Source organism: Marilutibacter penaei (genome assembly GCF_014145395.1).
Classification (GTDB): Bacteria; Pseudomonadota; Gammaproteobacteria; order Xanthomonadales; family Xanthomonadaceae; genus Marilutibacter; species Marilutibacter penaei.
Window position 1 is genome coordinate 267,877 of record NZ_JACHTE010000005.1, and the last position, 12,729, is coordinate 280,605.

Genomic DNA, 12,729 nt, shown 5'->3' on the forward strand with positions numbered 1-12,729 from the left:
CTCATGGCAGGAACAGCGCTACAGCCGCATCCGGGTTGGACGCGAAGTAAAAGTGGACGAACGATGCCGTCAGGCCACCGTCCCGATAGACGGCTTCCGCCGTCGGGCCGCGGTTCGGATTCGTCGCGGCCAGGGTCGAAGGCGCATCGATCGTCGCGCGCGCGTAATGGAAGCTGTGACCCCGCAGTTGCCCCGCCGGAAAGCGCACCGCCTGCATGCCAAGCGCGGCGAAGCGCTTTTGCATCTCCGCTTCACCCTTGAGTAGACCCGCCATCGGCGCGCGGTTGCCCTCGCGGTCGGTCAGGCCATCGAGCAGCGCCAGCAGCCCCCCGCACTCCGCGAGGATCGGCCGACCCGCGGCGTGATGCGTCTGCAGCGCCGAATGCAGTCGACGATTTGCCGACAGCGCCTGCAGGTGCAGCTCGGGATACCCGCCCGGCAGCCACACCGCATCGCAATCGGGCAGCGACTCGCCGGCCACCGGCGAGAAGAAGCACAACGCGACGCCGGCTGCCTGCAACAGCTCGAGATTCGCCGGGTACAGGAAACAGAACGCCGCATCGCGTGCGATCGCGATGCGCCGCCCCTCGAGCGTGCGCGGCACCGGCAGGCGATCGGCGGGCTCGAATCGCACCGGCGGCGGCAGCGCGGTGGCGGCATGCGTCGCCCAGGCATCGGCCAGCGCGTCCAGGCGCGCGTCGAGGTCGCCCAGCTCGGCCGCGGCGACCAGTCCCAGGTGCCGCTCGGGCAGGGCAAGTGGAGGATCGCGTGGCAGTGCCCCCAGCCAGGCCAGCCCGTCGCGCAGGCTGTCGCGCAGCAGGGTCGCGTGGTGGGCGCTGCCGATACGGTTCGCCGCCACGCCATGCACCTGCAGCCCAGGACGGTAGGCCGCGAGCCCGGTCGCCAGTGCGCCGAAGGTCTGCGCCATCGCCGAGCCGTCGATCACCGCCAGCACAGGCAGGCCCAGCGCCGTCGCGAGGTCGGCGCTCGACGGGTCGCCATCGAACAGGCCCATCACGCCCTCGACCAGGATCAGGTCGGCCTCGCCGGCGGCCTCGTACAGGCGCGCGCGCACGTCGGCCTCGCCGCACATCCACAGGTCGAGCTGCTGGACCGGTGCGCCGCAGGCACGCTCGAGGACCATCGGGTCGAGGAAATCCGGGCCCGTCTTGAACACCCGGACGCGCCGCCCCTGCCGCGAATGCCAGCGGGCCAGCGCGGCGGTGACGCTGGTCTTGCCCTGCCCCGACGCCGGTGCGGACACCAGCAGCGCGGGACAGTCGCGGCTGTCGCTGCTCACAGCTCGATGCCGTGCTGGGCCTTGATGCCGGCCTTGAACGCATGCTTGACCAGGCGCATCTCGGTCACCGTGTCTGCCACTTCGACCAGCGCATCCGGCGCGCCACGGCCCGTGATGCACACATGCTGGCGTTCCGGTCGTGCCGCGAGCGCCGCGAGCACGCGGTCCAGCGGCACGTAGTCCTTGTTGAGCGCAATGTTCAACTCGTCCAACAGCACGTAGTCGAACGCCGGGTCGGACAGCATCCGCTCGGCGACGGCCCACGCGGCCATCGCCGCGGCGATGTCGCGTTGGCGGTCCTGGGTCTCCCAGGTGAAGCCCTCGCCCATCACGTGGTACTCCAGCCGGTCGGCGAAGGCCTCGCCCATCTGCCGGAAGAAGCGGTCCTCGCCGGTCGAGAAGCTGCCCTTGATGAACTGCACCACGCCGCAGTTGAAGCCATGCCCCAGCGAGCGCGCGAGCATGCCGAAGCCGGAACTGCTCTTGCCCTTGCCGTTGCCGGTGTTCACCACCAGCACGCCACAGTCGATCGTGGCGCGGGCGATGCGGCGGTCGACGAGCGCCTTCTTGCGCTGCGCACGCTCCCGGTAATGCTCGTCCTCGGTCCGCCCCAGGCGGTCCGAGCCGCGGCTCACGACCGGGCCTCGCCCAACTGGCCCCGGAGCCGCCCGACGATGCCGCGCCACACCGCACGCAGGATGAAGACCGCCCCGACGTAGCCGGCGAGCGTGCCGATCGCACGCGGGTAATAGCGCGGGATCCGTTCGACGAAACCCGCCAGCGTCGGATCGGTGTAACGGCCGGAGAAGAACCAGTAACCGCCCTTGGACAGCAGGTAGGCCAGGCTGCCGGCCGCCAGCAGGGTCAGCACCAGTCGCGGCACCGTGCGCCAATGGTCGATGTGCAGCCGGCGGTAGTAGTGGCCACCCAGCCACAGCGATGCATAGGCGAACGCCAGCGCCCAGTAGGCCGGTGACAGGCACCAGTCGGTGATCGTGCCCATGGCGAAGCTGCCAAGGTCAAGCGCCGTCGCGAGCACGAAGAACGCCGGCAGCGCCCACATCGGCCGCAGCAGTGCCCCGGCGAGGAAGAACACCGCCCAGGACGCACTCGGCAGGGCATCGACGCTGGCGAAATGCTGGCCACGGGTGGCGATCATCAGCGCGGCCAGGCCCAACCCCACCGCCCACTGGTCGCGGACGGATGCCAGGGGCAAGGTGCTTTCACGGACGGTATTCATGTCGATCTCCTCAGGACCGGCCGGCGTCGGCCAGGTGGCGGCCACGGCTGGCGTACGCGACGAGTGCGTGCACGACCAGGGCCACCGCGACGTAGGTCATCGTCGTGCGCACGAACAGCGGCCCCCACTGCCACAGGCGGGCGACGTACTCGGCGAAGTGCGGATCTGCATAACGTCCCCCCAGCCAGTAGAAGGCGCCGTTCGAGATCAGGAAGGACAGGCTGGCCGCGAGCAGCGCCACGCCAAAGCCGCCGAGCATCGACAGCCAGCCCACCTGCAGGCGCGGAGCGTACAGGCGTCCGGCATACCAGAGCACCGCATAGGCGGGCAGCAGGAAGGAGTACGCGGGCGTCACGCAGAAGTCGCTGGCGCCGGCCAGCTCGATCGCCGCCCAGTCGACCACCACCGCGAGCCCGATGAACGCCGCGAACTGCCAGTGCTGGCGCAGGTACAGGCCGCCCAGGAGGAAGATCGCCATGGACGCATCCGGCAGGTGCAGGGCGTCACCGAAGTGATGGAAGCGGGTCGCGACCATGAAGGCCGCGAACGCAGCGAACAGGCCGAGGTTGGCGGGCTTGGAAAGAGGCGGCATGGCGGCTTCCTGGGACGGGTGGCGGGGCCTCGTCACGACAGCCCCGCGGGTCGGGGTTAACGGACGGGGCGGTAACCGATGCTCAACAGCCAGGTGCGACCGGGCTGATTATAGAGCGCGGCGGTTTCGTACGGCTTGTCGAATACATTGTCGACGCTCAGGCGCAGCTGCCAGGCCTCGCCGAGCGCATAGCCGACGCGCAGGTCGGTGAGCCCGTAGCCGCCCAGCCGCACGGTGTTGGCGACGTTGTCGTACCGCTCGCCGACGCCGGTCACCGACGCGCCGGCACTGAACGCGCCGAAGCTGCGGTCGAGGTCGATGCGGGCGCTCTGCTTCGCGCGACGCGGCAGCACGTTGCCGGCATTGCCCGCGTCGTTCTCCGGCTCGATCAGGGTCACGCTGCCGGACATGTCCCAGCCCCACACGTTCGCACCCACGACCGCCTCGACGCCCCGGATGCGCGCCTTGTCGATGTTGTTGGGCCCACCGAACGGACCGAAATTCGCGTCGTAGACGATCAGGTCGTCCACCACGGTCTGGTAGCCATTGAGGGTCCAGTAGCCCCAGCCGTGCTCGCCGCGCAGGCCGAGCTCCACGCTTTCCGAATTCTCCGGCCCCAGCGCCGGATTGCCGTAGCCGGGGAAGTACAGCTCGTTGAAGGTCGGCGCCTTGAAACCGGTGCCGTAGCTCGCCGTCAGCCGCAGCGCGTCGGTGAAGTCCCAGCCCCACAGCAGCGCGCCGGTGGTCTCGCCGCCGAACTGGCTGTCGTCGTCGCGACGCACGCTGGCCTGCAGCGAGTGCGCGCCGAACGTCTGCTGCCATTGCGCGAACAGGCCGCGGTTGATCCGGCTGTCGACGTTGTATGCCGTGGTGCTGTCGACCTCGTCGCGCTGCCAGTCGAAGCCGACCGTCAACAGGCCATCGCCCAGGCCGAGGTCGGCCTGCACGCCGCCAAGCTCGCGCCGGGTGTTGAACGACGACGAGAACACGCCGTTGAAGAAGTTGTCGCTCAGGTCCGAGCTCCTGCCCAGGTTGAGCGACAGGGCGACCGCGTCGGTCGGCCGGTAGCGGAGCTTGCCTCCGACCACCTGCTGCACGGTCTCGGCCTCGCTGGCCGGGCCACCGTCGTATTCGTTCTCGCCCTCGGTCCGGAACACGTTCAGCTCGGTATCCCAGCGCGGGTTGAAGCGGTAACCGCCACGCGCGCTGATCGAGTCGTTGCGGTAGCCGTCCAGGTCCGGATCGAAGTTGCGGGTGCCGCGGTAGGCGTTGATGCCCTCGGTCTGCTCGTGCGCCAGCTGCAGCGCGTACCAGCCGCCGCGCTCGTCGTTGCCACCGCGCCCGGCCAGGCCGGCATTGGCACGCAGGGTCTCGTTGCTGCCGACGGCGACGCGCGCATTCGGCTCGAACGGGCCCTGCGGCCGGCGCGTGAAGATCTGCACGACACCACCGATCGCCTCCGACCCGTACAGGCTGGAGAACGGCCCGCGCACGATCTCGATCCGCTCGATCTGTTCGACCGGGATGTCCTGCAGCGCGGCCCCGCCACTGGTCGCCGAGCCGACCTTGACGCCGTCGATGAGCACCAGCACGTGGTCCGACTCGGTGCCGCGCAGGTACAGGGACGACGCCTTGCCCGGGCCGCCATTGTTGGTCAGCGAGATGCCCGCGCGGCCGCGCAGCAGGTCGGGCAGCGTCGGCGGCTGCAGGCGGTCGATCTCCTCGCGGTCGATCACCGTGACCGATGCCAGGGTCTCGTCCTGGGTCTGGGCGGTGCGGGTGGCGGTGACGACGACCTTGTCCAGCGACATGGCCTCTTCGTCCGGCTGCTGGGCCACGGCGGCCGGCGACAGGACGAGGGAAAGGGACGCGGCCAGTACGGCACGGCGGAACGGAACGGGACTGCGCTGCACGGAATGACTCCTATCACCGCGCACGCCCGCGCGGCTGTGGTTTCAGGAGGCAGGCGGAGGCAGGCATCGGAACGGCGCGCAGGGCGCGGCCCGTGGCATGTCCCTCCGCATGCCGGGTCGTGCCTGGGGCCGGTCTCCGGGCTCGCGAGAAGGACGATGGATCGTCCGGGGTCCGCGCCTTCCCATGCATCAAGCACAGTGGCCGTGTACGGACCTTGTCTCGCCTACCGTTGCGGGGGCAGCTCCGGAATTGCCGGTTCGCGCGTCCACCTGCATGGACGCGCGACCCGGCGCACCGGATTCCCGTTTCAACCACCGCCCCGGTCGGGGCGGCGGTCACCTCAGGCGGCGGGGATTCTAGCAGGGCCGCGGCGCCCCCGGGGCAACCGGACACGAAAAGGCCCCGGACACTCTCGGCGCCCGGGGCCCGTCATCGACCGCACTCAGCCCTTGCGGAACACCAGCTGGCCACCCTCGGCATCGGCGACGATGGTGTCGCCGGACACGAACTCGCCCGCGAGGATCTTCTGCGCCAGCGGGTTCTCCAGCTGCTGCTGGATGGCGCGCTTGAGCGGCCGTGCGCCGTACACCGGATCGAAACCGACGTTGCCCAGCAGCGCGATCGCGTTGTCCGACAGCTCCAGCCTGAGCCCCCGCTCGGCCAGGCGCCGGTCGAGTCCGGCCAGCTGGATCTTCGCGATCTCCCGGATCTGCGACTTCGTCAGCGGATGGAACACCACGATGTCGTCGAGCCGGTTGATGAACTCGGGTCGGAAGTGGCTCTGCACCACGCCCATCACCGCCGCCTTCATCTTCGTGTAGCCCTCCGGGGAGTCATCCTCGGACATCTCCTGGATCATCTGGCTGCCCAGGTTCGAGGTCATCACGATGACGGTGTTGCGGAAGTCCACGGTGCGGCCCTGGCCGTCGGTCAGGCGGCCGTCGTCCAGCACCTGCAGCAGGATGTTGAACACGTCCGGGTGCGCCTTCTCGACCTCGTCGAGCAGGATCACGCTGTACGGCCGGCGGCGCACCGTCTCGGTCAGGTAGCCGCCCTCTTCATAGCCCACGTAGCCCGGGGGTGCGCCGACCAGCCGCGACACCGCGTGCTTCTCCATGAACTCGCTCATGTCGATGCGGACCATCGCGTCCGGCGAATCGAACAGGAAGCCGGCCAGCGCCTTGCACAGCTCGGTCTTGCCCACGCCGGTCGGGCCGAGGAACAGGAACGAGCCGCTTGGACGGTTGGGGTCCGACAGGCCCGCACGCGAACGGCGAACCGCATCGGACACGACCTTAATCGCCTCCTCCTGGCCCACCACGTGCGTGTGCAGGTGGTCCTCCATCCGCAGCAGCTTCTCGCGCTCGCCTTCCAGCATCTTGGACACCGGGATCCCGGTCCAGCGCGCCACGACCTCGGCGATCTCCTCGTCGGTGACCTTGTCCTGCAACAGGGTGAAGCCCTGCTTCTCGGCCTCCTGCGCGGCATGCAGCTGCTTCTCCAGTTCCGGCAGCGTGCCGTACTGGATCTCGCTCATCCGGCCGAAGTCCTGCTTGCGCTGCGCCGCCTCCAGCTCGAGCTTCGCGGCCTCGATCTGCTCCTTGATCTTCGTCGCACCCTGCAGGGTCGCTTTCTCGGCCTTCCACACTTCCTCGAGGTCGTTGAACTCGCGCTCCAGCGTGGCGATCTCGGCCTCGAGGTCGGCCAGCCGCTGCTTCGACGCGTCGTCCTTCTCCTTCTTCAGCGCCTCGCGCTGGATCTTCAGCTGGATCAGCCGGCGCTCCTTGCGGTCCAGCTCCTCCGGCTTGGAATCGATCTCCATGCGGATGCGGCTCGCGGCCTCGTCCATCAGGTCGATGGCCTTGTCCGGCAACTGGCGGTCGGTGATGTAGCGGTTGCTGAGCGTGGCCGCGGCGACGATCGCCGGGTCGGTGATCTCCACGCCGTGGTGGACCGCGTACTTCTCCTTCAGCCCACGCAGGATCGCGATGGTGTCTTCCACCGTCGGCTCGCCCACGAACACCTTCTGGAAGCGACGCTCCAGCGCGGCGTCCTTCTCGATGTACTTGCGGTACTCGTCCAGCGTGGTCGCACCGATGCAGTGCAGTTCGCCGCGCGCCAGCGCCGGCTTGAGCATGTTGCCGGCGTCCATCGCGCCGTCGGCCTTGCCGGCACCGACCATCGTGTGCAGTTCGTCAATGAAGAGGATCACCTGGCCTTCGTTCTTGGCAAGGTCATTGAGCACGCCCTTCAGGCGCTCCTCGAACTCGCCGCGGAACTTGGCGCCGGCGATCAGCGCACCCATGTCGAGCGAAAGCACGCGCTTGCCGCGCAGCCCCTCCGGCACCTCGCCGTTGACGATGCGCTGGGCCAGGCCCTCGACGATCGCGGTCTTGCCGACGCCCGGCTCGCCGATCAGCACCGGGTTGTTCTTGGTCCGGCGCTGCAGGACCTGCACGGTGCGACGGATCTCCTCGTCGCGCCCGATCACCGGGTCGAGCTTGCCGGACTCGGCACGCGCGGTCAGGTCGACGCAGTACTTCTCCAGCGCCTGCCGCTGGTCCTCGGCATTCTCCGACTGCACGGACTCGCCGCCGCGCGCCTTGTCGATGGCCGCCTCCAGCCGCGCCTTGTCGGCACCTGCGGCCTTGAGCAGCTTGCCTGCCTCGCCGCTGCCGTCCAGCGCGGCAAGCAGGAACAGTTCCGACGCGATGAACGCATCGCCACGCTGCTGCGCCAATTTGTCGGTGACATTGAGCAGTCGCGCCAGGTCGTTGCCTGCCGACACATTGCCGTCCTGTCCGCTCACTTTCGGCAGCGCGTCAAGTGCCTCGCCGATCCGCTCGCGCAGCAGCGGCACGTTGACGCCGGCCTGCGCCAGCAGCGGCCGCGTGCCGCCGCCCTGCTGGTCGATCAGCGCGGCGAGCAGGTGCACCGGCTCGATCACGTTGTGGTCGCGCCCGACCGCCAGCGACTGCGCGTCGGCGATCGCCTGCTGGAAGCGCGATGTCAGCTTGTCCATCCGCATGTTGGAACCTCATGGAATCAGGAGCGGCCGCAATGCCGCGATGGCACTGAAATGCGGTCCGCGCAGCGACGATTCAAGCGAGGTTCAAGGATGGCGGCCCGGCCGTTCAGCCCGCGTGGAGGGGCCCGGGTTCGATCCAGACCAGCGAGGCCATGCGCCCGGTGCGTGCGTCGCGGCGATGCGAGAAGAAACGGTCGGCATCGCTGATCGTGCACAGGCCACCGCCGTGGATCCGCCCGGGCGCGATCCCGGCCGCCTGCAGGCGGCGTCGCGCCAGGGCGTACAGGTCGACGTGCCAGTGATGCTCACGGGTGCTGGTGAAGGCGCTGCCGCAGGCCCAGTCGCGGGAGACGAAGGCATCGTAGACCTCGACACCGACCTCGTAGGCCGCCGGCCCTGCCGCTGGACCCAGCCAGGCCATGACCTGGTCGGCCGGCGTACGCATGGCCCCCACCGTGGCCTCGAGCACGCCGCCCGCGAGCCCGCGCCAGCCCGCGTGCGCGCCCGCGACTTCGCTCCCGTCCAGCGCGCAGAACAGGACCGGCAGGCAGTCGGCGGTCTGGATCGCCAGGACCACGCCCGGCACCCCGGTGACGGCCGCGTCGGCGCTCGGCTCGTCCGCACCTGGCGGGACATCGAATCGATGCACATGTACGCCATGCACCTGCCTCAACCAGCCCGGTTCGCCCGGCAGCGCGGCCCGCTCCTTCAGCGTGCGCCGGTTGGTCAGCGCATTTGCAGGGTCGTCGCCGCAGCGCGTGCCGAGGTTGAAGTCGTCGAAGGGCGCGGGCGACGCGCCACCACCATGGCGGACGGTGGACAACGCGCGGACGCCCGCAGGCGCGGGCCAGTCGGCTTCGATCCAGGGCCGGGGCGCGTCCACCTCAGCGCGCGGCCGCGTCCGCCGCCCGGCTGTCGTCCTGAAGGGCCGCCACCAGCGCCTGCATGTCGGCAGGGATCGGCGCGCTGCAGCGCACCGGCTCGCCGCTCACCGGATGGCGGAATTCCAGCACCTCGGCGTGCAGCGCCTGCCGGCGGAAGCCGCGCAGCGCGTCGACCAGTTCCGGCGTCGCCCCCTTCGGCAGCTTCAGCGGTCCGCCATACATGGGGTCGCCGACGATGGGGTACTTGGCATGGGCCATGTGCACGCGGATCTGGTGGGTGCGGCCCGTCTCCAGCCGGCACTCCACCAGGGTGTGGGCGCGGAAGCGCTCGCGCAGGCGGTAGTGGGTCACCGCCTCGCGGCCGTCATCGCGCACCGCCATGCGGATGCGGTCGCGCGGGTGGCGGTCGATGGGCGCGTCCACCGTGCCTCCCGCCACCATCGCCCCCACCACGACGGCCAGGTACTGGCGGTGGACCTCGCGCGAGGACAGCTGCTCGATCAGCGCGGTGTGCGCGACCAGCGTGCGCGCCACCACCATCACCCCCGAGGTGTCCTTGTCGAGGCGATGGACGATGCCGGCACGCGGGAGCTTGTCCAGTGCCGGGTCGCGGTGCAGGAGCGCGTTCACCAGGGTCCCTCCCGGGTTGCCCGCGCCCGGGTGCACCACCAGGCCGGCCGGCTTGTTGATGACGAAGACATGTGCGTCCTCGTACAGGACCTCCAGCGGTATGGCCTCGGGTGCCGAATGGGTCTGGACCTCCTCCACCACGGACAGGGTCACGGCTTCGCCGCCCCGGACCGGATCGCGCGGGCGAACCTCGCGTCCGTCCAGGCGCGCATCCCCGGACTTGATCCAGCCGGCCAGGCGCGAGCGCGAGTAGTCCGGGAACAGCTCGGCCAGCACCGCGTCGAAGCGGCGGCCGGCGGCGTTGTCGGGGACGGTTGCGGTCAGCAGATTGTCGGATGGCGGCATGTCGGGGCCCTCCTGGGGCAGCAGCGGGGGCGATTCAGGCCCGGGGGGCACGGACTGCTATTATCGACACTTCGTGCCCCAGGCGCCGCAGACCGACCCATGACCGCAAGTTTCCGCCCCGCCCGCCCCCTGCCCCGGCTGACCGCCCTGCTGCTGGTCGCCGTGTTCGTCGCCACCGGCTGCTCCCGCTTCAAGGACAAGGACAGCGACGAGGGCCAGCCCGTGGAGGCGCTGTACGAAAAGGCGCACCAGTCGATGCAGAACGGCAACTGGTCCGGCGCCGAGGAAACCTTCCGCCGGCTGGTCGCCCAGTACCCGTACGGGCGCTACACCGAGCAGGCGTTGATGGAAACCGCCTACGCGCAATACAAGGCGGGCAAGCACGACGACGCCGTGAGCAGCGTCGACCGCTTCCTGCGCACCTACCCGACCCATCGCAACGCCCCCTACATGTACTACCTGCGCGGGCTCGCCAATTCGAGCCGGGATGCGGTGTTCCTGCAGCGCGTCTGGCGTCTGGATGCCAGCCGTCGCGACCTGGCGGCGCCGAGGCAGGCCTACAACGACTTCCAACTGGTCGCCGAACGCTACCCGAACAGCCCCTACGCGGCGGCGGCCCAGGAAAAGATGGCGGAACTGCGCGATACCTTCGCCCGGCACGAGATGGACGTCGCGCTGTATTACCTGCGCCGCACCGCCTACGTCGCCGCCGCCAATCGCGCGAGCTACCTGCTGGAGACCTATCCGAACAGCATCTACCACGACGACGCCATCGCCACCCTGGCACTCGCGTACGACCGGATGGGCAATGACGCACTCGCCGCGAGCGCCCGCACGCAACTTGAGCAGGCGGCGCCCGGGCACCCCTACCTGACCGACCGCAGCTGGCCGGACTACCCCAGCAACTGGCGCAAACTGAACCCGTTCGCAGGCGAGAAATCCGCGCTGGACAACATGGACTGAGGCCGCGACGACCGGGTCCTGGACAAAAAGCCGGGGGTCACCCCGGCTTTTTTCTTGCCCGTACTCCCGGCCCGGCGGGAGCCGGCGGCCTCAGCGCCCGTACCCGTTGGTAATGGGATAGCGACGCTCGCGGCTGAAGGCCCGGCGCGAGATCTTGGGTCCCGGGGCCGACTGGTGCCGTTTCCACTCGCTGATCCGCACCAGCCGCAGCACCTTGTCGACCGTGGCGGCGTCGTAGCCGGCGGACACGATGTCGTCGCGTGACTGCTCCTGGTCCACGTAGCGCAGCAGGATCGCGTCGAGCACGTCGTAGGGCGGCAGCGAGTCCTGGTCCTTCTGGTCGGCGCGCAGCTCCGCCGATGGCGGCCGGTCGATCACTTCCTGCGGGATCACCATGCCCCCGTGGGGGGCGCTTCCGCCCACGGTGTTCCGCCAGCGCGAGAGCGCGTAGACCTCGGTCTTGTACAGGTCCTTGATCGGCGCGTAGCCGCCACACATGTCGCCGTAGATCGTCGCGTAGCCGACCGCATACTCGCTCTTGTTGCCGGTGGTCAGCAGCAGCCCGCCGAACTTGTTCGACAACGCCATCAGCAATGCGCCCCGGGTGCGGGATTGCAGGTTCTCCTCCGTGGTATCGACCGGCTGGCCCTCGAAGCGCTCCGCCAGGGCGTCCAGGAACCCCTGGAACGGCTTCTCGATCGGCAGGGTCAGCAACTCGACGCCCAGCGAACGGCATTGCACCTCGGCCAGGTCGTTCGACAGGTCGGCGGTATAGCGCGAGGGCATGCGCACCGCGGTCACGTTGTCCGCGCCCAGCGCATCCACCGCGAGCGCCAGCACGACCGAGGAATCGATGCCGCCCGACAGGCCCAGCCAGACCTGGGTGAATCCGTTCTTACCGCAGTAGTCCTGCACGCCGCGGACGATCGCGCGCCAGGCCAGCGCGTCGCGGCTTTCGTCGCCGTCGTCCATCCACAGCACCGGCAGGAAGCTCCGGGTCTCGCGATTGAAGTCGACCACCAGCCACTGGTCGGTGAACGCAGCGGCGGCGGGGTGGACGCTGCCGTTGGCGTCCGCCACCACCGACGCACCGTCGAACATCAGCGCATCCTGGCCGCCGACCACGTTCAGGTACGCCAGTGCGACGCCGGGGCCGTGGCCGCTTTCGCGGCTCTCACGGATACGACGACCGATCATCGCGTCGCGGTCGGCGTGCTTGTCGCGCTCGAACGGCGAGGCGTTGGGCACGAGCATCAGCTCGGCTCCCGCGGCCACCGCCTCGGCCATGGGCTCGGCGAACCACAGGTCCTCGCAGATCACCAGGCCGATGCGCACGCCGTCCACTTCGAACACGCAGGTTTCGCCGTCCGGATCGACGGTGAAGTACCGGCGCTCGTCGAAGACCGCGTAATTGGGCAGTTCGCGCTTGCGGTAGGTATGGGTGATGCGCCCATCGCGCAACACGCTGGCCGCGTTGTACACCACGCTGCCCGCCGCCTGCGGCCAGCCGACCACGGCGGTGATGCCGGCGACGCGCGTGGCCAGCTTCTCCAGCTCGAGGTGGCAGTCGGTCAGGAAGCCGGGACGCATCAACAGGTCCTCGGGCGGGTATCCGCTGAGGGCGAGCTCCGGGAACAGCACCACGTGGGCACCGTACTCGTCGCGCGCCTCGTTGATCATGGCGAGGATGCGTTCGGCGTTGGCGTTGACCGCACCGACCGGGAAATCGAACTGGGCCAGGGCGATTCGAAGCGTCTGGGGCATGGGGGACCATCGCTGGGGCGACCCGCCGCCGAGTGACACGGGCCACAGTGGGGATGCGCCATTGTTCCA

Annotated in this window: 10 protein-coding genes and 1 riboswitch; of the genes, 1 reads left to right on the forward strand and 9 read right to left on the reverse strand. The window is 69.5% G+C overall.

The window, feature by feature from the left end; genetic code table 11:
* Position 1: 1 nt before the first annotated feature.
* The 8 genes from H4F99_RS08690 to rluD all read right to left on the reverse strand — a co-directional run bounded on the left by H4F99_RS08690 (position 2) and on the right by rluD (position 9,933).
* Entirely contained in the window at positions 2 to 1,300 is a 1,299-nt protein-coding gene (locus tag H4F99_RS08690) for a cobyrinic acid a,c-diamide synthase CobB (protein WP_182669339.1), read from the reverse strand.
* Positions 1,297 to 1,914 (reverse strand): cob(I)yrinic acid a,c-diamide adenosyltransferase, encoded by a 618-nt coding sequence (gene cobO, locus H4F99_RS08695; RefSeq protein ID WP_182669401.1) that lies wholly within the window; start codon positions 1,912 to 1,914, stop codon positions 1,297 to 1,299. The genes H4F99_RS08690 and cobO overlap by 4 nt, the downstream gene beginning before the upstream one ends.
* A gap of 17 nt (positions 1,915 to 1,931) precedes the next feature.
* Entirely contained in the window at positions 1,932 to 2,540 is a 609-nt protein-coding gene (locus H4F99_RS08700; RefSeq protein ID WP_246371535.1) for a hypothetical protein, read from the reverse strand.
* Between the two features lie 10 nt (positions 2,541 to 2,550).
* Positions 2,551 to 3,132 (reverse strand): hypothetical protein, encoded by a 582-nt coding sequence (locus H4F99_RS08705; protein WP_182669340.1) that lies wholly within the window; start codon positions 3,130 to 3,132, stop codon positions 2,551 to 2,553.
* Positions 3,133 to 3,188: 56 nt separating this feature from the next.
* The gene (gene btuB / locus H4F99_RS08710) at positions 3,189 to 5,045 is read right to left on the reverse strand and encodes a TonB-dependent vitamin B12 receptor (RefSeq protein ID WP_343064176.1); all 1,857 of its coding nucleotides are present in this window, start codon (positions 5,043 to 5,045) and stop codon (positions 3,189 to 3,191) included.
* A gap of 110 nt (positions 5,046 to 5,155) precedes the next feature.
* Positions 5,156 to 5,404, reverse strand: a riboswitch (cobalamin riboswitch).
* A gap of 84 nt (positions 5,405 to 5,488) precedes the next feature.
* Positions 5,489 to 8,074, reverse strand: coding sequence for an ATP-dependent chaperone ClpB (gene clpB / locus H4F99_RS08715; RefSeq protein ID WP_182669342.1), 2,586 nt, complete (start codon positions 8,072 to 8,074; stop codon positions 5,489 to 5,491).
* 106 nt (positions 8,075 to 8,180) lie between these two features.
* Positions 8,181 to 8,957, reverse strand: a complete 777-nt coding sequence (pgeF, locus tag H4F99_RS08720; RefSeq protein ID WP_182669343.1) for a peptidoglycan editing factor PgeF — start codon at positions 8,955 to 8,957, stop codon at positions 8,181 to 8,183.
* A 1-nt stretch (position 8,958) separates the two neighbouring features.
* Positions 8,959 to 9,933, reverse strand: a complete 975-nt coding sequence (gene rluD, locus H4F99_RS08725) for a 23S rRNA pseudouridine(1911/1915/1917) synthase RluD (RefSeq protein WP_182669344.1) — start codon at positions 9,931 to 9,933, stop codon at positions 8,959 to 8,961.
* Positions 9,934 to 10,032: 99 nt separating this feature from the next.
* Here rluD and H4F99_RS08730 point away from each other — a divergent pair, with 99 nt between their 5' ends.
* Positions 10,033 to 10,896, forward strand: coding sequence for an outer membrane protein assembly factor BamD (locus H4F99_RS08730; protein ID WP_182669345.1), 864 nt, complete (start codon positions 10,033 to 10,035; stop codon positions 10,894 to 10,896).
* A 90-nt stretch (positions 10,897 to 10,986) separates the two neighbouring features.
* Here H4F99_RS08730 and H4F99_RS08735 read toward each other — a convergent pair whose 3' ends face one another.
* Positions 10,987 to 12,660, reverse strand: a complete 1,674-nt coding sequence (locus tag H4F99_RS08735; RefSeq protein WP_182669346.1) for an NAD+ synthase — start codon at positions 12,658 to 12,660, stop codon at positions 10,987 to 10,989.
* Between the last annotated feature and the right edge of the window lie 69 nt (positions 12,661 to 12,729).

Coding starts and splice junctions, on each gene's coding strand:
- H4F99_RS08700 (WP_246371535.1), bottom strand. CDS start 2,540: ATGAATACCGTCCGTGAAAGCACCTTGCCCCTGGCATCCGTCCGCGAC.
- H4F99_RS08705 (WP_182669340.1), bottom strand. CDS start 3,132: ATGCCGCCTCTTTCCAAGCCCGCCAACCTCGGCCTGTTCGCTGCGTTC.
- clpB (WP_182669342.1), bottom strand. CDS start 8,074: ATGCGGATGGACAAGCTGACATCGCGCTTCCAGCAGGCGATCGCCGAC.
- rluD (WP_182669344.1), bottom strand. CDS start 9,933: ATGCCGCCATCCGACAATCTGCTGACCGCAACCGTCCCCGACAACGCC.
- H4F99_RS08730 (WP_182669345.1), top strand. CDS start 10,033: ATGACCGCAAGTTTCCGCCCCGCCCGCCCCCTGCCCCGGCTGACCGCC.
- H4F99_RS08735 (WP_182669346.1), bottom strand. CDS start 12,660: ATGCCCCAGACGCTTCGAATCGCCCTGGCCCAGTTCGATTTCCCGGTC.